This window comes from Larkinella insperata (genome assembly GCF_026248825.1).
Lineage (GTDB): Bacteria > Bacteroidota > Bacteroidia > Cytophagales > Spirosomataceae > Larkinella > Larkinella insperata.
This window is the reverse complement of record NZ_CP110973.1, coordinates 398,985-425,159: the sequence shown is the minus strand read 5'-3', so window position 1 is coordinate 425,159 and position 26,175 is coordinate 398,985. Positions and strand designations below refer to the sequence as shown.

Annotated in this window: 18 protein-coding genes; 9 read left to right on the top strand and 9 right to left on the bottom strand. The window is 53.8% G+C overall.

Annotated elements, in window-relative coordinates; translation table 11 throughout:
* The first annotated feature begins 200 nt into the window (after positions 1-200).
* A complete protein-coding gene (asnS, locus tag OQ371_RS01560; protein WP_265991919.1) occupies positions 201-1,655 on the top strand; it encodes an asparagine--tRNA ligase in 1,455 nt (484 codons plus the stop codon).
* 161 nt (positions 1,656-1,816) lie between these two features.
* Positions 1,817-3,016, top strand: coding sequence for a cytochrome-c peroxidase (locus tag OQ371_RS01555; RefSeq protein WP_265991917.1), 1,200 nt, complete (start codon positions 1,817-1,819; stop codon positions 3,014-3,016).
* Between the two features lie 35 nt (positions 3,017-3,051).
* Here the strand turns inward: OQ371_RS01555 and OQ371_RS01550 are convergent, their stop codons facing one another.
* On the bottom strand, positions 3,052-4,965 hold the full coding sequence (locus tag OQ371_RS01550; protein ID WP_265991915.1) for a S9 family peptidase: 1,914 nt from the start codon (positions 4,963-4,965) through the stop codon (positions 3,052-3,054).
* Positions 4,966-5,295: 330 nt separating this feature from the next.
* On the opposite strand from OQ371_RS01550, the gene recQ reads away from it, so the two are divergent.
* Complete coding sequence (gene recQ / locus OQ371_RS01545; RefSeq protein WP_265991914.1) at positions 5,296-7,428, top strand: DNA helicase RecQ; 2,133 nt, start codon at positions 5,296-5,298, stop codon at positions 7,426-7,428.
* Between the two features lie 264 nt (positions 7,429-7,692).
* On the top strand, positions 7,693-8,655 hold the full coding sequence (locus OQ371_RS01540) for a lytic transglycosylase domain-containing protein (protein ID WP_310586640.1): 963 nt from the start codon (positions 7,693-7,695) through the stop codon (positions 8,653-8,655).
* A gap of 83 nt (positions 8,656-8,738) precedes the next feature.
* On the opposite strand, the gene OQ371_RS01535 is transcribed toward OQ371_RS01540, so the two are convergent.
* Positions 8,739-10,343 (bottom strand): sensor histidine kinase, encoded by a 1,605-nt coding sequence (locus OQ371_RS01535; protein WP_265991913.1) that lies wholly within the window; start codon positions 10,341-10,343, stop codon positions 8,739-8,741.
* A 285-nt stretch (positions 10,344-10,628) separates the two neighbouring features.
* Between OQ371_RS01535 and OQ371_RS01530 the strand changes: the two genes are divergently transcribed.
* The 4 genes from OQ371_RS01530 to OQ371_RS01515 all read left to right on the top strand — a co-directional run bounded on the left by OQ371_RS01530 (position 10,629) and on the right by OQ371_RS01515 (position 14,997).
* Positions 10,629-11,798 (top strand): lytic transglycosylase domain-containing protein, encoded by a 1,170-nt coding sequence (locus OQ371_RS01530; RefSeq protein ID WP_265991912.1) that lies wholly within the window; start codon positions 10,629-10,631, stop codon positions 11,796-11,798.
* A gap of 200 nt (positions 11,799-11,998) precedes the next feature.
* The gene (locus OQ371_RS01525; protein ID WP_265991910.1) at positions 11,999-13,081 is read left to right on the top strand and encodes a complex I subunit 1/NuoH family protein; all 1,083 of its coding nucleotides are present in this window, start codon (positions 11,999-12,001) and stop codon (positions 13,079-13,081) included.
* 13 nt (positions 13,082-13,094) lie between these two features.
* Positions 13,095-13,640: a riboflavin biosynthesis intermediates N-glycosidase gene (ybiA, locus tag OQ371_RS01520; RefSeq protein ID WP_265991909.1), complete on the top strand. Its 546-nt coding sequence runs from the start codon at positions 13,095-13,097 to the stop codon at positions 13,638-13,640.
* An 88-nt stretch (positions 13,641-13,728) separates the two neighbouring features.
* Entirely contained in the window at positions 13,729-14,997 is a 1,269-nt protein-coding gene (locus tag OQ371_RS01515) for a DEAD/DEAH box helicase (RefSeq protein WP_265991907.1), read from the top strand.
* Here OQ371_RS01515 and OQ371_RS01510 read toward each other — a convergent pair.
* The gene (locus OQ371_RS01510; RefSeq protein WP_265991905.1) at positions 14,994-15,929 is read right to left on the bottom strand and encodes a hydrogen peroxide-inducible genes activator; all 936 of its coding nucleotides are present in this window, start codon (positions 15,927-15,929) and stop codon (positions 14,994-14,996) included. The genes OQ371_RS01515 and OQ371_RS01510 overlap by 4 nt on opposite strands.
* A 277-nt stretch (positions 15,930-16,206) precedes the next feature.
* Here OQ371_RS01510 and hemH point away from each other — a divergent pair, with 277 nt between their 5' ends.
* Entirely contained in the window at positions 16,207-17,271 is a 1,065-nt protein-coding gene (gene hemH / locus OQ371_RS01505; protein ID WP_265994370.1) for a ferrochelatase, read from the top strand.
* A gap of 125 nt (positions 17,272-17,396) precedes the next feature.
* Here the strand turns inward: hemH and OQ371_RS01500 are convergent, their stop codons facing one another.
* From OQ371_RS01500 to OQ371_RS01475, 6 genes are all read right to left on the bottom strand, one after another.
* Positions 17,397-18,401 (bottom strand): c-type cytochrome, encoded by a 1,005-nt coding sequence (locus OQ371_RS01500; protein ID WP_265991903.1) that lies wholly within the window; start codon positions 18,399-18,401, stop codon positions 17,397-17,399.
* Positions 18,402-18,561: 160 nt separating this feature from the next.
* Positions 18,562-19,152 (bottom strand): carboxymuconolactone decarboxylase family protein, encoded by a 591-nt coding sequence (locus OQ371_RS01495; protein WP_265991902.1) that lies wholly within the window; start codon positions 19,150-19,152, stop codon positions 18,562-18,564.
* Positions 19,153-19,265: 113 nt separating this feature from the next.
* Positions 19,266-19,820 carry a peroxiredoxin gene (locus tag OQ371_RS01490; protein ID WP_265991901.1) on the bottom strand — a complete coding sequence of 185 codons (555 nt, stop codon included), beginning with the start codon at positions 19,818-19,820 and terminating at the stop codon, positions 19,266-19,268.
* Positions 19,821-20,118: 298 nt separating this feature from the next.
* The gene (locus tag OQ371_RS01485) at positions 20,119-22,395 is read right to left on the bottom strand and encodes an FAD-dependent oxidoreductase (protein ID WP_265991899.1); all 2,277 of its coding nucleotides are present in this window, start codon (positions 22,393-22,395) and stop codon (positions 20,119-20,121) included.
* Positions 22,370-24,415 (bottom strand): glycoside hydrolase family 2 protein, encoded by a 2,046-nt coding sequence (locus OQ371_RS01480; RefSeq protein ID WP_265991898.1) that lies wholly within the window; start codon positions 24,413-24,415, stop codon positions 22,370-22,372. The genes OQ371_RS01485 and OQ371_RS01480 overlap by 26 nt, the downstream gene beginning before the upstream one ends.
* A 29-nt stretch (positions 24,416-24,444) precedes the next feature.
* On the bottom strand, positions 24,445-26,169 hold the full coding sequence (locus OQ371_RS01475) for a sodium:solute symporter family protein (protein WP_265991897.1): 1,725 nt from the start codon (positions 26,167-26,169) through the stop codon (positions 24,445-24,447).
* Positions 26,170-26,175: the final 6 nt, after the last annotated feature.

Below are 26,175 nucleotides of genomic sequence, written 5' to 3'. Positions count from 1 at the left end.
ATCAAATTCCAGACCAATTTTAAAAAAATAATGTTATCCGTCCTACTTAATTTTATCTTAGATGACTACTTAAGTCTGATAATTAAGATATTGTTTGAGATATTTTTCAGGCAACGCCCACCAACCCGTGTAAGAATTCGCTTCATATTTCGGCGAATGACGTAACTTTGCGGCTGTCTTTCACTTATTTACTTTTTAGAATGAGTCTTTTACCTGTTAAACAATTGCTCGCGTCTGACACAACCGGCCAAACCGTTACCGTCAAAGGCTGGGTTCGAACCAAGCGGGAAAGCAAAAACGCCATTTTCATCGCCATCAACGACGGCTCAACCATCCACAACGTACAGGCCGTTGCCGAACCGGGGCAGTTCAACGAAGAAACCATCCGGCTGGTAACCACGGGCGCCTGCGTAGCCATTACCGGAACGCTGGTGGAGTCGCAGGGATCGGGGCAGAAAGTAGAAGTAAAGGCAACTGACATTCATATCTACGGGCCTGCTGATCCGGATAAATACCCGTTGCAGCCCAAGAAGCACTCCATGGAGTTTTTGCGGGAAATTGCCCACCTGCGCCCGCGCACCAATACGTTCAGTGCCGTGCTCCGAATCCGGCACGCGCTGGCGTTTGCGATTCACCGGTATTTTAACGACAACGGCTTTTTCTACCTGCACACGCCCATCATCACGGCGTCCGATGCGGAAGGGGCCGGGGAGATGTTCCGCGTTACGACGCTGGAACTAGATAACCTGCCGCGGACGGAAGAAGGAGCTATTGACTATAAACAGGACTTTTTTGGCCGCGAAACCAACCTGACGGTTTCGGGACAACTGGAGGGCGAACTGGGCGCCCTGGCGTTATCAAAAATTTACACGTTCGGGCCGACGTTCCGGGCCGAAAACTCCAATACAACGCGCCACCTGGCCGAATTCTGGATGGTGGAGCCGGAAATGGCCTTCTATGAACTGGAAGACAACATGGATCTGGCCGAAGATTTCGTTAAATCCGTCATTGGCTACGCCCTGCAACACTGCGCCGACGATCTGAAATTCCTGGAAAGCCGGCTTCAGGAAGAGGAAAAGGCCAAGCCGCAGGCCGAACGAAGCCCGATGCCGCTGCTCGAAAAACTCGGGTTTGTGGTCAACAGCAACTTTGAACGGGTAACCTACACGGAAGCCATCAACATTCTGCTGCAATCGAAGCCGCACAAGGAAAAGAAGTTTCAGTATCCCGTCGGCTGGGGCATTGACCTGCAATCGGAACACGAGCGGTTCCTGGTCGAAAAACACTTTAAGAAACCCGTCATTCTGACCAACTACCCGCGCGAAATCAAGTCGTTCTACATGAAGCAGGACGAACCGTCGGCGTCGGCTCCCGGGCCTACCGTGCGGGCGATGGACGTGCTGTTTCCAGGCATTGGCGAAATCATTGGCGGTTCGCAGCGTGAAGATAATTACGAAAAACTCATGGCGCGGGTAGAGGAAGTCGGTGTTGATCCGGCCAACATCTGGTGGTTCCTCGAAACCCGTCAGTTTGGCTCGGCTCCGCACTCTGGCTTCGGCCTGGGCTTCGAGCGGCTGGTGCTGTTCGTGACGGGCATGAGCAACATCCGCGATGTGATTCCGTTCCCCAGAACGCCCAAGAGCGCGGAGTTCTAGACCGGAAGAAAAGCACCATACAGCAGGGGAATGGCCGTTTCGGTATCATTCCCCTTTTTGATATCATACCCAGGTGGTATGAATGTGGACACTAAAAGTGGCCTTTTCACTAGTAAATCTCAGGCATGAGTTGCTTTTGCAGGTGTTGAATTCCGGTTCTTATGAAGTGCTTTTCCATTCTCTTCTTTCGGCTGCCCATCCTGAGTCTTGTTCTGCTGATCTCGATTTCGTGCGGCAACGAGGGCAAAACCCTGAAAAAGAAGGAAAAGAAGGTTTCCGAATCCATCGACGTGTTGGCCGCCCTGCCCGAGTCGGTCGTCGATCCGCCGGACAACCCGACGAATCCCCAAAAAGTCGAGTTGGGGCGGTTGCTTTTTTACGATCCGATTTTGTCCGGTAATCGGGATGTGGCCTGTGCCACCTGCCACCAGCCGGATTTCAACTACGCCGAATTTCTGGAAACGTCGATTGGCGTGAACGGAGCCGGCAGCGGCAGCAAACGGCAGTTTCGAACGCCCAATTCCATTCCGTTTGTCAAACGCAACTCGCAGTCCATCCTGAATACGGCGTTCAACGGTATTACCAACCACGGTACGTATAATCCCGCATCGGCTCCCATGTTTTGGGATTTACGGGCGAAAGGGCTGGAAGAACAGGCGCTGATTCCCATCAAAACCCTGGAGGAAATGCGCGGCCATTCGTTTTCGGAGGCAACCATTCTGGAGGAGGTGATTGCCCGGATTCGCAGCATTCCGGAATATCGAACGCGGTTTGGGGAGGCTTTTGCGGGCGAAACCAATCCCGTCCACGCGCAAAACCTGGCCCGAGCCATTGCTGCCTACGAACGATCGCTGGTGGCCAACCAGTCGCGGTTTGATCAGTACATGCGGGGGGACAGCAACGCGCTTTCGCTGAGCGAAAAGGACGGTATGAATCTGTTTCTGCGAACCGGCTGCGCCAAATGCCACAACGGCCCGATGCTGTCCGACTTTAAGCTTCACACGCTGGGCGTTCCGGATACGCAGAACCGGCAGGAGTCAGACGCCGGTATTCAGGGGAATTACGCCTTTCGAACACCGTCGCTGCGCAACCTCCGGTATACGGCGCCCTACATGCACAGTGGCCGATTCACTACGCTGGACCAGGTGCTGTTGTTTTACGAGGATGTGGCCGGTGGGAAAATCGAAAATCCGCACGTTACGGCCCACCAGATGGACCCTTTGTCCCGGAAAATGGACGTGAATTTCCGGGACATTTCCGGCATCGTCGAATTTCTGAATACGCTCAACGACGATTCGTTCGACAAAACCGTTCCGACCCGTGTGCCCAGCGGCCTGAACGTCAAAGGAAACGTGGATTAACGGGCAAATGCTCGGATTTGCCCGTTATCCCTGGCTTATGGCAGCGTCTCTTTCAGCCACGCGAAAAACTCCCGCTGCCAGACCAGCGCGTTCTGGGCGGTCAGCACCCAGTGGTTTTCGTCGGGCAGGTAGAGCAGTTTGCTTTTGATGCCGCGCAACTGAGCCGCCTGGAAAGCCTGCAACCCCTGTTCGATGGGAACCCGGTAGTCTTTGCCCCCCTGAATGATAAAAATCGGCGTGTCCCACTTGTCCACGAAGTTGCTCGGCGACTGTTCGTACGTACGCTGGGCGGCCTTGTTTTTCTGATCCCAGTACGGTCCGCCTAAATCCCAGTTGACAAAAAAGACTTCTTCGGTGGTGCCGTACATGCTCCGGAAGTCGAAAATACCGTCGTGCGAGATAAATGTCTTAAACCGTTTGTCGTGCCTTCCGGCCAGCGCGTACACCGAGTAGCCGCCGAAACTCGGTCCAACGCACCCCAGCCGGTTTTTATCCACGTACGGTTCTTTCGCTACGTCGTCAATTGCGCTCAGGTAATCGTTGAGCACCTGACCGCCCCAATCCTTGCTGACCTGTTCGTTCCACTCGGTGCCGTGCCCCGGCATCCCCCGGCGGTTGGGAGCCACAATGATGTAGCCCTGCGACGCCATCAACTGGAAGTTCCAGCGGTAGGAGTACATCTGCGTCAGGGCCGACTGCGGGCCGCCCTGGCAGTAGAGCAGCGTGGGGTACTTTTTGGATGCATCGAAGCCCGGCGGGTAAATCATCCAGACCAGCATTTGCTTGTTGTCGGTGGTTTTAACCATCCGGCGTTCGGTTTTGCAGATACCGGTATTTTTCAGCACCGCGTCGTTAACGTGCGTGAGTTGTTTCAGCGAACCGTTGCCTAAATCGACGGTGTAGAGTTCGGTTGGATGGTTCATGTCCGTCCGGGAAACGACCAGGGTGTTGCCCACCTGCCCGACAATGCCGGTGATGTCGAAATCGCCCTTAGTAATCTGCGTGATGATGGGCATCATTTTCGTCAGCCCCGGATAAGTTACGTTGAAAAGCTGGATTGTTCCATCGACGGCTGCGGTAAAGAACAGCGCCTTGCCGTCCTGGCTCCACTTGAAACTGTTGACGTGAATATCGTCGCGCTGCTGGGTGAGGTTCAGTTTGGCGGGGCCGTTCATGACCACAATATCCTGCTTATCGGCTTCGTAACCGTCGCGTTTCATTTGCAGCCAAGCCAGTTGCCCCTTGGCGTTGTACTCGGGGCTGACATCGTACCCCTTGTTTTCTTCCGTCAGGTTTTTGGTAGCACCGGTCGCCAGGTCGTATTCGTACAGGTCGGTGTTGGTGCTGACGGCGTAATCCGTTCCCGATTTTTTCTTGGTGACGTACAGAATGCGTTTGCCATCGGGGTGCCAGATAAAATCCTCATCACCGCCGAACGGTTTCTGCGGGCAGTCAAACTTCTCGCCCGGCATGATGTCTTTGGCTTTACCGGCTTTCCCGTTCACCAGCGGAGCCACAAAAACATGGTCGTATTTGCCGTCTTCCCAGGTGTCCCAGTGGCGGTAATTCAGCGAAGTGTAGATGTACGCACTGGATTTCTTAAGGTCCGGGTATTTGTCGGTGCTGGTTAGGTCTTCCAGCTTCACGGCTTCGCTGCTGATGAGGTGTTTGCTGTCCGGCGAAATCCGGGAGTTGGTCAGCAGTTCATCGGTATTGGCCACCTCCACCGCCGGGCCACCCGCCAGCGGTATTTTGTAGGTTTTTCGCGCGCTTTTATTTTCCTCGGCGTTGGGCGTGCTGACCGCATAAACAACCGACTGTTGGTTCTTTGAAATGCCCAGTCCCGACACCCGGCCCCATTTCCAGAGCTGTTCGGGCGTAAGGGGCGTTTGGGCCTGGGTGGTCAGCGACAGCAGCAGAAAACCGCCCATCAAGCTTATTTTTTTCATGCGAGTTTCGGAAAGATTGCGAAGTGTTTGAACCTCAAACTTACAGATAATCCGCAATTTTTTGCTACGCTGTTTTGTCCGGCCGGACCGGATGTTTATCGCCCGTTTCGTGGGATAAGCGGGCCGATTTTCGTATTTTTGAAAACTGAATCTGATGGGTTAAATCTCCCGAAGCCACTCCGGCGTACCTCTCTTTCTTTGGCGAAACGACCAATGGGAACGCTTTTAGGCGTTTGGGTAAGGGGTATGTGACAAACGATAGGTCAAAACGTCTACTGCATGTTGTCCGGGAGAGCGGCACTCAGAGGTTGGTAATAGAAACAGAATACAATGAACGAAACAGCAATACGGCAACCGGTTGATTTTCTGAAGCAATACTACGGCTACGATCGTTTCCGGCCCATGCAGGAGGAAATCATCCGGACGCTGCTCGACGGTCGGGATACGCTCGTGCTGATGCCGACGGGGGGAGGGAAGTCGGTTTGTTTTCAGGTTCCGGCGCTGATAAAGCCCGGTGTCTGCATCGTGGTTTCACCCCTGATTGCGCTCATGAAAGATCAGGTCGAGGCTCTGCTTTTGAACGGTATTTCGGCGGCTTACCTGAACAGCACGCAGAGCAGCAAGGAGCAGCGCGAAATTGAACAGGATTGTCAGGCCGGGCGGCTGAAACTGCTTTACGTTTCGCCCGAGAAAATGCTATCGGAATCGTTCTTTGTGTTTCTGAATACGTTGCAGATCAGTTTTTTCGCCATCGACGAAGCGCACTGTATCTCGTCCTGGGGCCATGATTTCCGACCGGAATACACCCAGTTAAACCTGCTGAAAAATCATTTTCCCGATGTCCCCGTGGTGGCCCTGACCGCCACCGCCGACAAACTGACGCGGCAGGACATCATCAATCAACTGCACCTGAACGATCCGGCGGTTTTTATCGCGTCGTTTAACCGCCCGAACCTGAGTCTGCGGGTGTTGCCCGGCCTGAAACGGATGCAGCAGATCGAACGATTTGTGGCCCAGAAGCCGGATGAGTCGGGGATTATCTATTGCCAGAGCCGTAAATCGACGGAAAGCCTGGCGGCTAAACTGCAGGAAAAAGGGTTTCGGGCCGATTTTTACCACGCCGGAATGAGCGCCGAAAACCGTTCGCGCGTGCAGGAAGAGTTTGTCCGCGACGATGTTCGGATCATCTGCGCAACCATTGCTTTCGGGATGGGCATCGACAAATCCAACGTGCGCTGGGTGATTCATTACAACATGCCCAAAAACCTGGAAAGTTTTTACCAGGAAATCGGGCGGGCGGGTCGCGACGGTTCGGCTGCCGAGACGGTGTTGTTTTACAGCTTTGCCGACGTAGCCAACTGGAAGGACATGCTGTCCGAAAACGCCCCGGCCAACCTGGGCCTGCAAATGGCCAAACTGGAGCGGATGCAGCAATACGCCGAGGCCCACTCGTGCCGACGCCAGATTTTGCTGAGCTACTTCTCCGAAGATTTTTCGGAAGCCTGCGGGAACTGCGACGTTTGCCGGAATCCGCGGGTGACCTTCGACGGCACGGTGCTGGCCCAAAAGGCCCTGTCGGCGCTGGTGCGGTTGAAAGAGCAGGTACCCATGAATACCCTGATTGACGTGCTACGCGGTTCGCGTAACCAGACCGTGATGCAGAATAACTACCACCTGATCAAAACCTACGGTGCTGGCAGCGACTTGAAGTTTGACGAATGGCGGAGTTACCTGCAGCAGCTCATTAACATCGGCGTCGTTGAAATTGCCTACGACGATCACTATTTCCTACGCCGGGGTATTCTGGCCGACGCCGTATTGTTTCAAAACCGAAAAGTACAATTAATCAAGCCCGAGGAGGCTGCCCAGCTCAAAGCCGAGCAAAAACCGAAAACCAAAACGGAAACGGCACGCGACGGGCTGTTCGAGCGGCTGCGGCAATTGCGGAAACAGCTGGCCGACGAGCAGAATGTACCACCGTATGTTATCTTCACGGACTCAACCCTGGAAGAAATGAGCCGTTTGCGGCCCACCACGCCCGATGCGTTTCGCAACGTAAGTGGCGTTGGCGACCGAAAATTGCAGGTTTTCGGTAAACCGTTCATGCAGGCCATTGCCTCATTTCTCACCGAACAGGCGCGGGAGGGAACGAACCTCAGAGGTGCGACCCATTTGCTGACCTACGACCTCTACCTACAGGGACTGACGGTTGATGAAATCGCCCAGGAGCGAAAACTTTCATCCTCCACAGTTGCGTCGCACCTGATCTACCTTTCCGATAACGGCTACGAGGTCGAGCTGGCCGAACTGGTCGACACGGCCGAACGCCTGGATATCGAACGCGCCATTGCCCGTGTCAGCGTGGAAAACAACGGGTTAAAGCCGGTTTACGACTCGCTGCACGGCCGGTATGATTACGCAAAAATCCGAATTGTGGCGGCTCTGATGGGACGTATTCTCTGAGTGCTCTATGGCGTTAGTAGGAAGGCCGTTTAGTAATTTTTATAGAACCTATATTTGGTAAAGTGCAGAAAATCAACTAGCTTCGTAGAAAGGTCTTTTTATTAATCCGTGACCGTCGTGTTGACGTAAACAACAACTAAGTCTGTTTTGATAAAAGAAGCGAGTGTAATTCTGCTGCTGTCTACTTTAAAATCAATCAGTTTTGCGACAGCGAAGGACGTTCATTCAAGAGAGTTCACGTCCCATTCCAACGGCACCGTCAGTGTGAGGGTGCCCGGAACCGCGACCATTCAAAGTTTACAGCCGGTTCAATTTTGCGGGGAATCCGTTCCCCTTAGACAATCTAATGTTACCCGTCGTTGGGTAACCGTTTTATTACAACAAACCCGTCACCGGGATTATTTACTCCGGCTTCGGAAGCGAGCCGTTCATTTTTTTCCAGTCATTGAGCCTATCCTGGCAAAGTACAAAATCCCCCGGGATTTCAAGTACCTGCCCTTGGTCGAAAGCGACCTGTCAGGATCCAGTACCTCCCACAAGGGAGCCGGTGGTTACTGGCAGTTGATGCCACAGACGGCTCGAAATTATGGACTGATTGTCAGATCGGGCCGGGATGATCGGCGGGATTTGTATAAATCAACCGTTGCTGCCTGTCTGTATCTGCGCGAATTACACCGTGAACTGGGTTCCTGGACGCTGGTCGCAGCCGCTTACAACAGTGGCGTCACCCACGTACAAAAACGCATCGATCAGCAGGGAATTCGGAGTTATTACAATCTGAAGCTCCACCGCGAAACCAGTACGTACTTGTACCGAGTCCTGGCCTACAAAGAACTGCTGACGCGTCCGCGGATGTACAGCGATATGCTGCATCCGGCCGTGCTGGCCGATCTGACCAAGCCGCTGCCGGGCGAGCGTTTCCAGCCGGGCGTGATGCCTTTTGTTCGGCAAAGCACCGAGCCGGGTGTTGAACCTGAGCCAACCTGGGGACCCCGTAGCCGAAACCTGTTGGAAGAAGCCCTGGCGCAGATTGTCAACGGATCGGATGGCAGCGATGTACCGGTTGACGATTCAGGTTCGATGATGACATCGCCCGGTCATGCGCCGATGTCCGCAGCTGCCTTGCTGGGTGGTCGGGTGTTGCGGTTCCGCCGGTCGCGGTTGTACCAGGTTTTCCTGGCTGCCCGAAGGAAAATTCAGCCCCTGTTCGATTGGGACTGGGTGTAACGGGTTTACCGATCCAATCAAAAAGGGGCGCTAGCGCCCCTTTTTGATTGGTAACCCCCTGCTCAGGAAAAAGTAAATGCGGGTCAGTAGCTGATGGGCAGGTAAATTTTGAAAAGCGCCCCCTGACCTTCCTCGCTTTCGGCCATGATGGCGCCATAGTGATTTTCAACAACCTTCTTGACAATGGTCAGGCCCAGCCCGGTTCCGGAATACGGCCCTTTCTGGCTGTGCAGGCGCTGGAAAGCCCGGAAAATCTGCTGACGGTATTCCGGTTTAAAGCCAATTCCGTTATCCTGCACCGTAATCTCGTAGAACCGAACACTTTTTTGTAAGGGTTCGAGGACAACAGGCATAACCGGGAACGCCAATCCTGGCGGTAGTTCGCCCAATCGGATTTCCCGAAACGACACCCGAACGTGGGGTGGCACATCGGGGTACGAAAATTTCAGGGCGTTGCTCAATAAATTCTGAAACAGTTGCCGCAACTGACTCACATTGCCCTTGATGATCGGGAGCGAATCGACGTGCACCACCGCTTTTTTCTGCTGAATTGCCCATTCCAGGTCGGTCAGTACATCGCTGATCAGATTGTCGAGCGAAAGCGGAACCGGCTCGGGTTGCTGGGTTGAAAGCCGAGAATAAGTTAGCAAATCGGCGACGAGGGCAGACATGCGACCCGCTGCCGATTGCATACGCTCGATCAGATCGACACTGTCGTCTTCCTGAACACCCAGCTTTTCACGCAGCAGATCGCAGAACGCCTGAATTTTTCGCAGGGGTTCCTGTAAGTCATGGCTGGCCGCGTAGGCAAATTGCTCCAGAGCTTCATTCGACCGGATCAGGTCTTCGTTGGATTTCTTCAACTGCAACTCCTGAAGTTTGCTTTCCGTGATGTTCATGAACGTGATCACAATCTGATCAGGTCCGTGTCGAACGGCCGCTACCGTGAACCAGGCTTCCAGACCGTTCTCATCGATGTAAAATTGGGTTGTCTGATCGGTTTTGCCGGTTTCAGTAACCTGTTTGTAGAAGTCGAATAAACCGGACTCGACATTACCGGGAAACACTTCCAGCAATCGGTGGCCGGTAATTTCACTGGATTTCAAAAACAAATCGCGTTCGACGGCCTGGTTGGCAGTCTGCATCAGGAAATCAACGATTTGTCCGGTGGAGTCCCGAATGGCCCGCATGGTAATGATGCTGCTCAGGGAAGCATCCAGTGTGGCCTGTAGACGTTCGGCCTGTTCCTGTTGCATCTGCTCGACCCATTTCCGGTCGGAAATATCCTCGAAAGAAAGCACAACTCCGTCGTACAAGGGCTTTGCGGAAATCAGAAACCAGGTGATACGCCCGTTAATCAGGAAAGAAAATTCAACCGTCTGGGATTGCTGCCGTTCGACTACGTCAATGTACCGTTGGAGCAAGCCGTTCGGTTTGACGTCCGGAAAGAGCTTGGTCAGGTATTGGCCCGCGAGCTGATCGCGGTTAAATCCGGTGAGTTCAACCATCCGTTGATTGAAAATCAGGTAGCTGAAGTCGACAATCCGGTCCTGTTCATCCCGAACCGCCACGCAGTAGACAAGAGCATTCTGGGATGCATCCATAACGGCCTGCATCATTGTACTTTGCTCCCGCAACGGTTGGGTAGCCAGCCTTTCGGCAGTTATATTACTGATGGGTGTGGTCATAGAATCCATCGTCTTCCAGTAGGGTAACTACGAGAAGCGAGCTTTTGTGTCAAATTTGGTTGTAAAAATTAATAGACATTAACTTACGAGTCAACTAAAAGGAATAATCTGATTTTCATGGCCCTTTGCCGTGACCTTTTACAAAATATCCGTCTAACCGGAACGCATCACGATTTGTGGGCGTTTTTGCAATGACAACCAAGGTTTTAGGGCGTGCATCAACAACGGTTTTATAGTATTATTTTCCTCGTTAGTTTCTTCAGTATTGGTGTTACAACCACGGCGTTGGGCCAACGTAAATCCCGCAGTGGGCCGGGCAAATTGCCGGTTCGAACGGCTTCGGTTCCCAAACCAGCCGGTGTTCATTTCTGCGGGGAACCCGTTCCGGTCGAAAGCGGGGCCGTGGCTCACAACTTGTCCGTGGCGCTGATGCGGAATGTGTCGTCGCAAAACTACCTCATCAGCTTCCGTCGCCGGGCCCTTGCGCAGTATTTCCCGATCATTGAACCGATTCTGAAAAAATACCGGATTCCCGACGATTTTAAGTACCTGGCGGTGGTCGAAAGTGGCTTGCAGGCCGATGCCGTTTCGCATAAGGGGGCCGTGGGGTACTGGCAACTCATGCCGGAAACGGCCACGGAGCTGGGTTTGAAACTGAGCGATAAAGTGGATGAACGCAAGGATCTGCTCAAATCGACTGACGCGGCCTGTCGCTACCTGCGGATTCTATACCGGAACCTGGGTTCGTGGACGATGGTGGCCGCGGCCTACAACGGCGGCATTGGCCGGATGCAGTCGCACATGAAAAAGCAGCACGAAACGAATTACTATTTTCTGTCGATGAACCAGGAAACGAGCGACTATCTCTACAAGATTGTGGCCGTCAAGGAGTTTTTTCAATTTCCGGGACAGTACCTGACCAGTAACCTGATGGCCGCAGCCAACTCGTACGAACGCGAACGGGCCGAGGCCATTGCCAAAGGAATTATTCCGGCCGAAGAACCGGAGCCGGTCGGTTTTGCCATCGAGCCGAAAGAAAGTCTGGAACTGCGGTTTGAAAGCGCTTCGGTGGACAGCCTATTGGGGGCCTTGTCGCGCCCGAAACCCGTTCCTTCGGCCTTGTTCAAAGGGGATGTGCAGGCCGAACTCGTCAAACCGGGTAAGGTGGCCGTTGGGCAAATGTGGCAGTTTCGGTTGACGGAAACAACGCAGATTGGCGATCAGAAACTCGATAAAAATGACCTGTTGTACGCCCTCGTAGACGATGTGGATCGGCGTTCGGGTCAGATTTTTCTACGGTCAACTAAACTGGTTTCGGCCGCTGACCAGCGGCCTTACAAACTCACCCTGATCGGCCTGAATCCCCAGACCGGGCTGGCGGGGGTGCCGCTGCCGAAAGCAGACCAACTCAAGCCGGGGGGCCGGGTCTGGGCGGTGGGCTGGAAGGTTTTGTGAGTTCAAGCTGGTTTGGTTCCTGACCTGTTTGCGGGAAGGAAGGGCTATTTGGCAGAAATGTTTCATGTCTGCGCGGGCTAAAGTCCACGATATTGCCCGGACGTACCTATCTTTGAGAGCCAATACGGTTTTTCGGCGATAATCAGAAATTGCGCCGATGCTCAGGATCCAAACACGGGCTGAAGTCCGTGCGTACAGATATGCTCGCTCTTCCCATTTCGTTAGTGCTTGCCGTTAGTTTTGTGGTGGTCGGGGTTTATCTCGAACGCAAAGTTTCGGCCTTTATTCAGGACCGGCTCGGCCCAATGGAAGTCGGGAAATACGGTTTGCTGCAGTTGATTGCGGATTTGCTGAAACTGATGCAAAAGGAAGACATTGTGCCCAAGGCCGCCGACCGACGGCTTTTTCTACTGGCGCCAATGGTGATTTTTGCCTCGGTTTTTGCCGGATATGCCGTTCTGCCGCTTTCGCCCGATCTGCAGGGAGCCACAACCGAGGTGGGGGTTTTTTACCTGATGGCGATTGTGTCAGTCGATGTTATCGGGATCATGATGGCGGGCTGGGGTTCCAACAACAAGTACTCGCTCCTGGGGGCCATGCGCTCGGTGGCCCAGATTGTGTCGTACGAAATACCGCTGGGACTGACGATTCTGTGCGCCGTCATGATCGGGCAGACGTTGAATTTGCAGGAGATGAGCTTTCAGCAGGGTATTTATGCCGAAGAAACCAACTACCTATTTGGTCTGAAATTTCTGAACATTGACGTTACCAACTGGGGCGGTATTTTTAGCTGGAACATCTTTCGCAACCCGTTTCTGCTGATTGCCTACGTTATTTTCTTTATCACCACCCTGGCCGAGAGCAACCGGGCGCCGTTCGACCTGCCCGAAGGAGAATCCGAGCTGGTGGGGGGGTATAATACCGAGTACAGCGGTATGCGGTTTGCGCTGCTGATGCTGTCGGAGTACGCCATGATGCTGCTGGTGTCGTTTCTGGGCGCAATTCTATTTCTGGGAAGCTGGAATACGCCTTTACCCAACATCGGTCCTCTGCGGCTGGCCGACTGGACGAGCGGTTTGCCGGGTACGGCCTGGGGCAACATTACCGGGTTTTTCTGGCTTTTCTCCAAAGCCATGCTGGCGATTCTGCTGCAAATGTGGGTTCGCTGGACTTTCCCCCGCGTGCGGGTTGATCAGATGATGTTTCTGTGCTGGAAAGTTCTGACGCCCATTAGCCTGGTTCTGCTGCTGATTTCCGGCGTCTGGCGGTTGCTGATGATTTGATTTATGGAGGAATATGAACTATAATTTGCCTTGGCTAATCGATCAGTATAACCGGCAGAACCGGCTGGAATACGTTTTTTTCTGGGGACATCAACCCCGAAAAGACGGACAGATCAGCGAAAGTTGTTTTAGTCAGTGGTGGGAGTCTCCCTTTACCGTTTCGGACGTCGTTTATAAAACCGCTGAACACTGGATGATGGCTGAGAAGGCCCGCTTGTTTGGAGACGAAGCGGCCTTGATGGCTATTCTATGTTGTCAAACGCCAGCCGAAGCGAAAAAAATGGGCAGAACCGTGCAAAACTTCGATTCGATCGTCTGGAACAATAGCTGCTACGGCGTGGTCAAGAAAGGTAATTTCTATAAGTTTTCTCAAAATCAGGTACTGAGAGAATTTCTGTTGCGGACGAAAGAACAAATTCTGGTTGAAGCTAGTCCGGTTGATCCGATATGGGGTATCGGCCTGGCCAGTGATCATCCCGACCGGGCTACTCCGGTCAAATGGCCCGGCCAGAATTTATTAGGTTTTGCCTTGATGGAAGTCCGCGATGAATTAGCCTAAACTGGCAATTGAATGGGTGAGTAGAAGTTGCATGGCACTTTATTTGTCGCAAAACAGTTGTACAGATGTAAGTACCTAACTTCAACACATGTCTTTTACGAAATTACCGCTCATTGAGCCTATTTTAAAGGCGCTGAGCGCCGAAGGTTATACCACTCCCACACCTATCCAGGAACAAGCCATTCCCGTCTTATTGGACCGCCAGGACTTGCTGGGTTGCGCCCAAACCGGCACCGGGAAAACGGCTGCTTTTGCCATTCCCATCCTGCAAATTCTGAGCGAACAGAAAGGGAGCGAGCGCGGTCAACGCCCCATTAAAGCCCTCATTCTGACCCCTACGCGTGAACTCGCCATTCAGATTGGCGAAAGCTTCACGGCTTACGGAAAATACCTTAACCTGCGTCATACGGTTATTTTTGGGGGTGTATCGCAACACGCCCAAACGCAGGCCCTGAAAGCTGGGGTTGATATTTTGATTGCCACGCCGGGCCGCCTGCTCGATCTGATGAACCAGCGGTTTATCGACCTGCGGACCATTGAACTCTTTGTACTCGACGAAGCCGACCGGATGCTCGACATGGGTTTCGTGCACGACGTTAAGAAAGTGATTGCCAAGCTGCCAGCCCAGCGGCAGTCGCTGTTTTTCTCGGCAACCATGCCGCCGGATGTGGCTAAACTGGCCGATAGCATTCTGAAAAGACCGGTTAAAGTAGAAGTAACACCGGTGTCGTCCACCGCCGAGACCGTGAAGCAATCCGTCTATTTTGTTGATAAAGCCAACAAAAAACGGCTGCTGATTCACCTGCTGGATGACCCAACGATTGGCTCGGCGCTGGTATTTGCCCGAACGAAGCACGGAGCGGATAAAGTGGCCAAAGATCTGGCGAAAGCGGGAATTCAGGCCGAAGCGATCCACGGGAACAAGTCACAGAACGCCCGCCAACGCGCCCTTTCCAACTTCAAAACCCGCCAGACCCGCGTACTGGTTGCTACCGACATTGCCGCCCGGGGCATCGACGTGGAAGAACTTTCGCACGTAATCAATTACGAATTACCCAACGTTCCCGAAACCTACGTTCACCGGATTGGCCGGACGGGCCGCGCCGGTAACAATGGGGTCGCTTACTCGTTCTGCGATGCGGAGGAGAAAGAATACCTGCGCGACATCAATAAGCTGATTGCCAAGACCATTCCGGTGGTTGATAACCACCCGTATCCGCTGGGAACGGCACCGGCCGTTGCAGCACCGGAGCAGCCAACCCGCCCGCAGACGGCCGGAAATACTACCGGCAACCGAAGTGAAGCGGCCGGCAACGGTTTCCGCAACGGCAACCGTCGCCGGTTTGGCCGTCGTTAAATGTGAACAACGGTGTTCTTTTTCTTTGTAGTCAGCTCGGCGGGTAGGTGAGCCAAAATTTCATGCTTGAGCGCGTCGATCAGTTTCCGTTTGAGAAAGCTGCGATGCGTGACCAGGCTGACTTCCCGCACGGGTTGAGGGTCTTCGAAAGGCCGGATGCGAGCTTTGCGGGTATCGTCCATGTCCACCGTTGCCAGATAAGGAAGAAGGGTAAAACCGTTCTGTTTATCAATCAGTTTGATCAGGGTTTCAAGTGAACCGGTTTCGTAGCGGAGCGGCTGGCTGCCGCTCTGCCGTTTGTCGGTTCCGCAGAGGCTAACTACTTGGTTCCGAAAGCAGTGCCCTTCAGTTAAAAGCCACAATCCTTCAGTTTTGAGGTCGTTGGAAGCAATGGCGGGTTTCTCAAAAAGCGGGTGTGAATTGGCCGCGTAGAGTACGAACGGTTCGTAGAACAGCGGAATTTCCAGCAAACCGTTTTCATCCAGCGGAGTTACTACGATACCCACGTCGATTAAACCGTTTTTAAGCCGTTCCAGAATTTGTTCCGTCATCATTTCCTGGATTTGTACGGTTACGGCCGGATACTGGTCGATGAACTGACCAATGAAATAGGGTAGCAGGTAGGGCGCTAAGGTCGGGATGATGCCCAGCCTGAGTTCTCCGCTGAAATCTTCCCGTGATTCTTTCACAATTTCCGGAATACGCCGGGCCGCCCGCAGAACATCGCGCGCCTGATCTAAAATAACCTGACCGGTTTCGGTCGGTACGACGGGCTGCTTCGAGCGATCAAACAGCAGAACGCCCAGCTCGTCCTCCAGCTTCTGGATTTGCATGCTGAGAGTCGGCTGGGTAACGTGGCAGTGGTCGGCGGCTGTGGCAAAATGGCGGTAGGTGTCAACGGCAACAATGTATTCGAGCTGCGAAAGAGTCATTAACAGTGTGGTTGTGGTGATAAAACGGTTTGAAAAGGAATCGGATGGTCAAATTGATGGTGGATGAAAAGACGACGCTGGGTCGGATGAGTTCGGTACGAAGGCATAAAGACTTTCTAAACTGCTTTTTGTTAGCCATCCGTCAACGGTCAGGATGCATCATCGAACGGATATAAATTTTTTCGATGTAAAAATAAAAGATATTGATTGAATTGATACGGTTTTCCGTTGTAATTTTGATTTATCAATTCACTATTAAGTCATGGAAGTACCCGGTATGGATGTCCCCGTCTTGAAACAATCTCCGGCTGCCCGCAAGTCGATCGGCAAAACCGGCGTTCTGATCGTCAACCTTGGAACGCCCGACAGCCCGTCGGTGCCGGACGTCCGGAAATACCTCAGGGAGTTTTTAATGGATGGGCGGGTCATCGACATTCCGTACGTGCAGCGTTATGCGCTGGTGAACGGCATCATTGCCCCCTTTCGGGCGCCCAAGTCCGCGAAGGTATACCGGGAGGTGTGGACCGAAAATGGTTCCCCGTTAAAGTATTACGGCGAGGTTGTCGAGCGGGAACTGCAGAAGCAACTGGGCGACGATTACGTGGTCAAACTGGCGATGCGGTATCAGAATCCGAGCATAGAAGCTGGTCTTTCGGAATTTCAGAAGTTGGGCTTAACCGATCTGGTTGTCATTCCCTTCTTTCCGCAATATGCCTCGGCCACCACGGGTTCGGTGTACGAAAAGGTGATGGAGATTGTGGGGAAATGGCAGATTATTCCGCGGATTGAATTTACCAACAGCTTCCTGGATCATCCCAAGTTTATTGAGGGCTTCGTGCAGCGCGCCCGCCCGTACATGCAGAAGGAATCGTTTGAGCACTACCTGTTCAGCTACCACGGCCTGCCCGAACGGCAAATCCGGAAAGGTGATGTGACGGGGCAGGTCTGCAAATTGGGCGAGTGTTGCTCATCGCTCCACGCCATGAACCAGTATTGTTACCGGGCGCAGTGTTTTGAAACCACCCGGCTGCTGGTGCGGGCGCTGGGCATACCGGAGGGAAAGTACACGACGACATTTCAATCGCGGCTCGGAAAAGATCCCTGGATTCGGCCCTACACCGAAGATGTGGTGCAGGAATTGGCCGAAAAAGGCGTAAAAAGTGTGCTGGCTTTCTCACCCGCCTTTGTGGCCGACTGCCTGGAAACAACGATTGAAGTGGGAGAGGAGTACAAAGAGTTATTTGAAAAACACGGCGGCAAACGCTGGCAACTGGTCGAGAGCCTGAACGACAGCCCCCTCTGGATTGAATTACTGGTTGATTTGGTCAAAAAGGCTGCGTAATAGAACCGGCCTGACCATTTTCAAACTTTACTTTAGCCGATATAAAAGTACAGAACGCATTGATACGTTGACGTTCGGGAAGAGATAGAAGGAAAAAAGACCCGCTTCTCGGCGGGTCTTTTCTTTTAGCGTGAGGCAATTTCTTTTCCCCTCGGCGTAAACACGGTAACCTTGTTTTTTACTGGTGTGACGGTTTTCAGGTACGCAAAGATCGCTCCCAGGTCCTGTTCGCTCATGCCGCTGTACATCCGCCACGGCATGATCGTATTGAATCCGGCGTGTTCAAGCGTCGCAGGATGCTTAAAATCGTCTTTTTGGGCTGCTTTGAACCGCGAAACAAACGCTTCCTTGGTCCAGCTGCCAATGCCCGTTTCCGGATCGGAAGTTAGGTTTGACGAGCGGACCGTACCAGGCGGCATAGCAAACGCGCGGCCGCCCGCCAGCGTCATGCCCGGCAACGGTTGCCCCTTGTCGTCTACCGGCGTATGACACTCGCCACAACCCGCAAACGTTAGCACATAGTGGCCATAAGCCACCGAATCCGCTGGGTCAGGACGCTTCCCGCCCTCGGCTTTCGCGGGCATTGTGTTGATAATTACATTCATCGGAAAGTCCGACTGCGACGCGGGAATGGACGGATTTTCGATGGGTTTCAGCGTCCGGACGTAGGCAATAATGGCCTTGATGTCATCCGGGTCAACCTTGCCATAATTCAGGTACGGCATCACCGGAAACAGGGCGTGACCGTCTTTGCTCACCCCGGTTGTGATGGCCCGGTAAATTTCGCCGTCGCTCCAGCCGCTCAGGTGGGCCGGCGTCAGGTTTTTTGCGTAATAACTGCCCGGAAAGCCCATGTCGTGGGTGAAGGGTTCTCCGCCTTTTCCTTCCGTTCCCGGCACCAGCGGACCCGCCACTACTTTCCAATCCCGTTCAGAATGGCAATCGATGCAGACCGCAACGTGATTGGCCAGGTACTTTCCGCGCGAAATTTGTGCGGAGTCCGCCTGGATGGTTAACGCCGGCGCAGGACCCACGTTGGGGAGTGCCGTTTTGATGTAAGCAACACTACCGGCGATCAGCAGGACAAAAACGCCGACGACAAGGGCCAGAATACGCAAAACTTTTTTCATGCTATAGTTAAAAAAGAGGAGGTATGGTAGAATACGCCAGCGGAGCCAATCTGGACTAGTGCAGGCTCCACCAGACGTCGCTAACTGATTATCTGGTCACAAAAAAACCGGCAGAGCTTGAGAAGCCCTGCCGGTTTGTCGATGAAGTGTAATTTATAACTTATAGAACGGTAATTAAGCCTTTAACGACCGAACCTAACCGGATGGCGTCGAAAACCCGTGCTTCCGTAGCGCCGTGTTTCAGGACACTTTCTTCGTGCGAACGAACGCACAATTCGCAACCGTTTACGGCGGAAACCACCAGACTCACCAGTTCGAAAAACTCTTTGCCCAACACCGGGTTCATCATGATGCTCATCCGGATACCGGGTTGCGTTTGCTGGTAGTAGTCTTTCCCGGTGAAATGCCGGAACCGGTAGAAAACGTTGTTTGTACTTAACAGCGAAGTGCAGGCAACTGTTTCAGCAATTTCAGCGTCCGTAGCGCCTTCCTGACGAGCCAGCGCCGAAAAGCTGTCGATCAGTGACTGGTATTTTTCGTTGACTGCTACTGACAACGCCAGCAGGCTGGCTTCTTTCTTCGTCAGGTGCTGGCTGTTATTCAGCACGTTGCCAACGTTGATTTTCAGATCGCGCAGATACCGTTGGTCAACCTGGGCGAGCGTTTCCAGAACCGGATAAGAAGCCGTCGTATCCAGCCCCAGATTGGTCAGTAACGACAGAACCGTTTCGTTTTGAATGGAAGTGGTCATGGTTTTAATGATAGAATGACTAAATGATAGAATGAGTGAATAAAATACACTGGAAGAATATTCTATCATTCACTCATTCCATCATCGCGCCGGTGACCCGGTCAAAATTGAAATTATGCGTTCAGCGTTTCTTCGCCTTTTACCCAGTTGCAGGGGCAAAGCTCATCGGTTTGCAGGGCGTCCAGTACGCGGATTACTTCGTTAACGTTCCGGCCAACCGACAGGTCGTTAACCGATAACCAACGAACGATGCCTTGGGGATCAACGATGTACGTTACGCGGTAAGCTACTTTTTCGTTGGCTTCCAGGATACCCAGTTCGTCGGCCAGTGACTTCGACGTATCGGCCAGCATCGGGAATTTTAAACCACGCAGATCGTCGTGGTTTTTACGCCATGCCAGGTGAACAAATTCGCTGTCGGTTGAAGCACCGATCACCATCGTGTCGCGGTCGGTAAAGTCTTCGTATTTGTTATTGAACTCGGCGATTTCGGTCGGGCAAACAAACGTAAAGTCTTTCGGCCACCAGAACATTACCAGCCATTTGCCAGCCGATTTGTGGTCGTCGGAAGAAATTTCGTAAAACTCGTTGCCTTTCTCCAGGGAAACAACCGCCAGTTTTTTGAACTCCGGGAACTGTGAACCTACGGATACAATATGATTTTTCATAGTTTGAAGAATTTTATACAGGTTGTCAGGAAATCATTTCCTGACAAAAATGAGAAGAAATTCGATGCCGACCTTATTGAATTAATTGATTTATGATAGATAAAAATGATGAGAATTGTCATTAAATAAGCGGCTAAGGCACATTTATTCCAGCTTTGCAAGATCATATTTTGGAATAAGCCAATCCGATGTAGCAATAATGATACAAGAGTTTATAAAATATGAAAATAGAAAGATCGGATATAATCCGCGCTCTTGGCAGATTGTATCCGATCTTGAGGAACAAATAGCAGTTTTTTTAATAAACCCGCACTTCCATTAAAGCCGCCGGGGCCGGTCCGTTCATGGTTTTTAAATGAATCGTCAGACTCCGGGTTTCAGCGGGCTGGTCAAACCGAATGGTGTTGCGGGTCTGGTGGTTGTCCGTTTTCTGGAAAATGCGTTCTTTCCGGTCGTTGCAGAGCATGTAATCCCGGACGCAGAAGGGCACTTCCGTTTCGGGGTGCGTCATGATGACGGTTTCGAGCGGATGGTCAAAATCACCGTCGAAAAACAGTTCCACGCGGCTGATGCGCTGCGCATCCGGCCACGCCAGTGTTACCGTCGGGTTCGGGTCGGTTGGGCTGGCTACGTAACCGTTGGGCTGATTCGTGGGCCGCTGCACCCCGTTGCGCAGGTTCTCGACGCCGAACAGCGCAATGCCGGGGTTGATGTTCATCGCCAGATTCAGTCCTTTGGGCCGTCGCTCCGGGGTCCAGAATTCAAACGCTTCTACGCCAATGTCTTCGGTGGGCTCCTGCTTCCCGAAGTTGGAAACAGCCGCGTTCACCTTGTTGAAAACCGACAAAATACCCGTTACCCGCAAGGTGCTGTATGGCAGTCGGATGTGCTCGTTTTTCATGAACAAGACAAACACATAGGCAGGTTCTTCGAGGTTTGCCTCAAAATTCAGGGCCACTTCCTGCCGACCTTTCGGGACTGGAACCGTCAGGGTTTGCAGCGTCACGTCCGGTGTGTGGTTTTCCGGCTTGCTGCTCCGGCGCAGTTCCACGGTCAGCGTGGTATCCTCGTCGGCGCTCACCCCAACCGTTAGCTGCGGAACCGGCCCGGCAGGCAGAGGAAGCATCTGACCAACGGACGAGGTTAACGGCGTCAACGGACCGTCGGCCGGTAGCTCGTTCAGCCGCAGTTCGCTGGAAGCCGTCAGGGTAGCGCTCTGGGCCAGATCGGAACTGTCGTACAGGTGCAGACCCGGAATGTGCTGCCCGGTTTTGAGCAGTTCCTGTTGCAATTCGTGCATCCGGACGGGCTCGGTTAAATCGCGGGGAAGCAGGCCGTCGCGCGTACAGAGAGCGGCCGCCATACCCACCGCCTGTCCGCCGTGCGCGCTGGTCCCCATCACCCTTGACGAGGCAAAAGCCACGTGCGAGGCACTGATGATTCGCCCGGCCACGAACAGGTTTTTAACGTTGCGGCTGTATAAACAACGGTACGGAATCTGGTACAGGCCTTTGCTATGCCATTGGTTACAGCCCGGTTTTTCGGAAAATACGCCGTCGGCGGGGTGCAAATCCAGCGACCAGCCGCCGAAAGCCACGGCATCGGGGTGTGTGCGTTGTTCGACCACGTCCTGTTGTTTTAGCATATAGTCGCCTTCAAACCGACGGCTTTCGCGCTTGCCGGGAATCTGGCCGACCCATTCGAGCGTCATGGTTTCGGCTTCGGGAAACTGGCCGGAATTTTTGATGTGGTTCCAGACGCCGTACACCACTTTCCAGAGTTCCCATTTGATTGTTTCCGTATCGTGTACGGTATCGAGCCGCCCGCCGTATTCAATCCACCACAACTGGCAACCGAATTCTTTGGCGTTGAACCGCCGGTAACGCGGGATTTTGGTAATGTCCTGCAAGGCGTAGGCCGGGGGCACAAACCGGACGGGTTTGCCGGTATCTTTCGTGTAGAAATACAGCGAATGGCCGAGCAACTCGCCATATTCAGCCGTAGGGGCGAATTTTTCACCAAATTCTTCCGTCGATTCGGCCCCCATCCGGAAAGCCGCCCCGGCCTGAAACGCTACAATACCGTCGCCCGAGGCATCGCAGAACAGCGGAGCCACCAGTTCGTACGATGTGCTGTTTTGCGTACAAAAAGCTTTTATTCCGCTGATGGTTTCCGGCCCCGACTTCTCGACCTCATACACCGCCGTGTTCAGCAGGAGGGTAATATTGGGCTCATTCATCACGTTTTCGAGCAAAATGGTGTCGAAAATGAGCGGGTTGCCTTCGGGATTGCGGTACAGGTTTTCCAGCAACACCTCGTCGATGAAACCGCCTTCACGGGCCCAGCGGTTGTTGTTGCCCATGTGGGAAGTGGCCCCCAGCACCCACAGCCGGACTTCGCTGGACGAATTGCCGCCCAGTACCGGACGGTCCTGCACCAGCACCACGCGGGTGCCCGCGCGGGCGGCCGTAATGGCGCAACAGGTACCGGAAAGCCCTCCGCCCACCACAATCAAATCAGCTTCGTACCGAACGGTTTTTGGCGTTCGTTTATCGGTTGCTTGTTCGCGTATCATTCGTTAGATCAATCGTTTGTTCTAGAATAGAAAAGCCCGTTGGTTTTAAGATTTCGATGGTCAGGGTTTTGTCAAAGCCGCTGACCGGCAGTGTGAAGTCGGCGGTTTGGCCCGGCTGCAAATCGGGGATGCGCCGGGTTGAAGCCCCGGTTTTCAACTGGTACTGTTTGATGGCATACGCCGGGAAGTCGTTTCGGGCCGTGATCCGGAGTTTGAGTTGGTGCACACCTTCCGGGCCGGGCGTCCAACTCACTTTTTCGACCGTTACGGGAGCCATGCCGCTGCGGTGGGTGTCGTACAAAGGCCGTTTCGAGCGGTCGTGCCGCACCAGCCCCCAGGGGCGGGTACCGTCCGGGTTGGTGCCGTCGTGTCGGCTCAGGTAATCGTTGTACGACCACCACGACGCACCGATCACATACGGCAACTGGCGAATGTCGCTCAGAAACTTTTCGAGGTGCGCGACCTGCCCCGCTTCGCCGTCTTTCCCGTCGGCGCGGGTGCCGTACTCACTGATGAAAATTGGCTTGTCGGGGTACAGCGCGTGAATGTGTTTCAGAATCGGCGCGTGATTGCCGTAGGTGTTGGTCGAGATAAAATCGCAGTACTGGCTGGCTTCGTCTTCTGGCTTTTTGGGCAGAATGTTCAGGCGCATGGACGCGAAGGTGTACAAGCGCGTGGGGTCGAGCTCGCGGGCGTAGGCAATCATGTCTTTGGTCCAGCGCTGCCCGGCGGGTTGCTCGGAAAGATATTCATTCCCCACGCTGTAGGCAATCACGCTGGGGTGGTTCCAGTCGCGCTCGGCCATCTCGCGAAACTGCTGCCGAAACTTGGTGCGGATGGTGTCGTTGTCCATCTGCCGGGGCGTCAGTTGCCAGTTACCGGCTTCGGTGATGATGAGCATTCCGTTGCGGTCGGCCCAGTCGTAGATGGTTTCGGCGGGTGTGTAGTGCGTCAGGCGGTGCAGTTCCATGCCTGCTTCCTTCATCAGCCGCAGGTCTTTTTCCACCAGCCAGTCCGGTTCCAGCGACCCCAGCTTCGGATAATCGACCACCCGGTTTCCGCCCGCAACCTTGATCGGCTGCCCGTTAAGCAGCAACTGCGTGCCTTTCACTTCCACCTTCCGGATGCCGAAATGCGTGCGGACGGTATCGGTTGCGGCTACCACCTGAAGTTCATACAAGGTCGGCTGATCGACGCTCCAGAGTTTTACGTCGGTGGCTTTCAGGCCCGTTTCGGCTTCCCAAACCGTGGTCTGGTTGGTCGTCGGGCCGGCTTGCTGTTTCCAGGTAACGTTAACGGGTTTGCCGTTTTGTTCGAGTCGGAACGTCAGCTTCGGCGTGGTCGGTTGGCCGGTGGTGTTGCGAATCCGGGTTTTGATTTTCAGCGCAGCCGTCCCTTTCGCCAGATCGGGCGTGGCGTCCACTTTAACGTTTTCGACGTAAACGGCGGGTTCAACGGTCAGGTAAACCGGGCGAATCAGACCGCCGTAATTAATCCAGCCGGGAAACGGGTCGTTGGGTTGGTTGTTGTCCTTTGACCCGGGAATGGTGCCGGTCCGCCAGGTGTTGTTATTGACCGAAACAGCCAGGGTGTTGGTACCGGCTTTCAGGTAATCGGTAACGTCGAAATGAAAGGGAGTATACCCGCCCTCGTGCGTGCCGACTTTCTGGTTATTAATCCAGACGGCGGTTTCGTAGTAGGCTGCGTCGAAGTGCAGCAACACCCGTTTGCCGGTGGTCGGCTGCCAGGGGAATCCCCGGCGGTACCAGACGGTTCCGGTGTAAAACTGGTAGCGCGGATCGACCGAAAAACAATGCGGCACCGTCACCTTGTTCCAGCGATTGAGCGGGGCATCTTCCCGGTACCATTGGGCGGTTTGGCCCACGTCGTTCGGGTCCATCGCAAAAACCCACTCGCCATTAAGCGGAATGGCCTTCGGATCGCGGACAGAATACTGCCCAAACGAGACCGTGGACAGGGGGAAAAGAAGAAAAAAAAGCAGGTGATGAATTGATTTCATGGAAGATATGGGAAATGATTTTCCCTGAATTATTCGTGACTGGATTGGGCTAACGTTTCGGAATGGGATGGAAGCGACGGGATCTGGACGCGCCGGGACGCCCGCCAGGGAATGAGCGAAGCCACCAGAACAACCCCGGAAATGACGGCCGTTATCGTGGCTCCTTTTGTCGTCAGGAAACTTAGACCGAGCAGCATCACCGCCGTAAAAGCCAGCGAGACGGCAATGATCCGCAGTCCAAACCGGTTTTGCTTTTTGACTTCGATGGCTTCTTCCGGGCTGACGGTTTCGGCGGCTTGCGTTTTAGTTTGTTGGTACGACAGTTCTTCCGCGGCTATTTTGCTGCGCGAACGGGCCGCCCAGAGTTCGTAGGCCAGCAAAAGTAGGAGCGGCAGGCCAACGCCGATGATGGTTTCGGCTCCACGCGTCAGTTTGAAATCCAGCAGCCAGGGCGAAACCGCTTTGAAAAACAGGTTGACCAGCAAACCGATGCTTGTGATCCAGAGCGTGGCTTTGCCGGTCAAACGTTTGGAAAACAAGGCCCAGAGCGGGGGAGCCAGCAGCGGCCCGCCCGAAATAGACGAAATGCTCAAGACCACTTCCACGATTCCGCCAGCCGCCGGAACCAGCAGCGCAATGACGATCATGCCCAAACCGAAAAACCAGGACGAACCACGCGCGACCCGCATCAGTTGCCGGTCCGACGCCTGCGGGTTGATGAGTCCTTTGTAGATGTCGTTGGTAAAAACCGCCGAGACTACGTTCAACGCCGTGTTGGCGCTGGCCGAGGTGGAAAAATACATGCCCGTCAGCATCAGGCCCAGCAGCCCCGGCGGCAGAACCAGTTTACAGATCATCAGGTAGGCGTTTTCCGTGTCCAGACCCGTCAGCGAGGGATTAATGGCTTTGTAAATCATCGGCGGCAACATCCAGATGACGGGGCTGACGAGGTACAAACCGGCAAACAGAAACGCCACTTTGCGGGCCGACTTCGGGCTGTCGACGCTGGTGTACCGCTGCACGAACGTCCAGTTGCCGCCGATGTAACAGATGTGGTAGATCACAAAAGCCATGACGAAGCCAAAGGTATATTCGCCGTTAAGGAGGTTGAAAAAGTCGTCGGGAACGGCCTGCGTAAAACCGTCGAATCCGCCGACGCGGTCCAGCGAAAGCGGCAGGAGAATGAACACCGCGGCCGAGAGCACCACGAACTGCAAAATGTCGGTGACCATCACGGCCCAAAGTCCACCCACAGCGGTGTAGGCAATCATGAAAATACCCAATCCAATCGTGCAGGGCACCAGCGGCAGGTTCAGCGACGAGCTAACCAGCTTGGCCACCGGATACAAGACTGAGCCTTTGATAAACAGCGATACCAGCGTAAAGATGAAAATATATGCTTTCTGAACCGTCGTGCCCAGCCGGTCGCGGATGAACTCGGCGGCTGTCAACGCGCCCGTGGCTTTCCAGCGGGGAGCCAGAAACAAGCCCGTCACCAGCGCGCCGATGCACATGGTCCACTGAATCGTGATGGCTACCCAGCCGTGTTTGTAGGCAATGGAGCCCCAGGCCACGAATGTTCCGGCGGAGAAAAAACTCATGAACAGCGATAAGCCGCCGATGAACCACGGCACGGCTTCACCGCCCGCGAAAAACGACTTCAGGTTGCGGCCGGTCCGGGCAAACAGCATCCCGATTCCCAGCACGAAAGCCGAGAAAACGAGGATGACGAGGGTATCAATGGTTGTATTCATATCGGT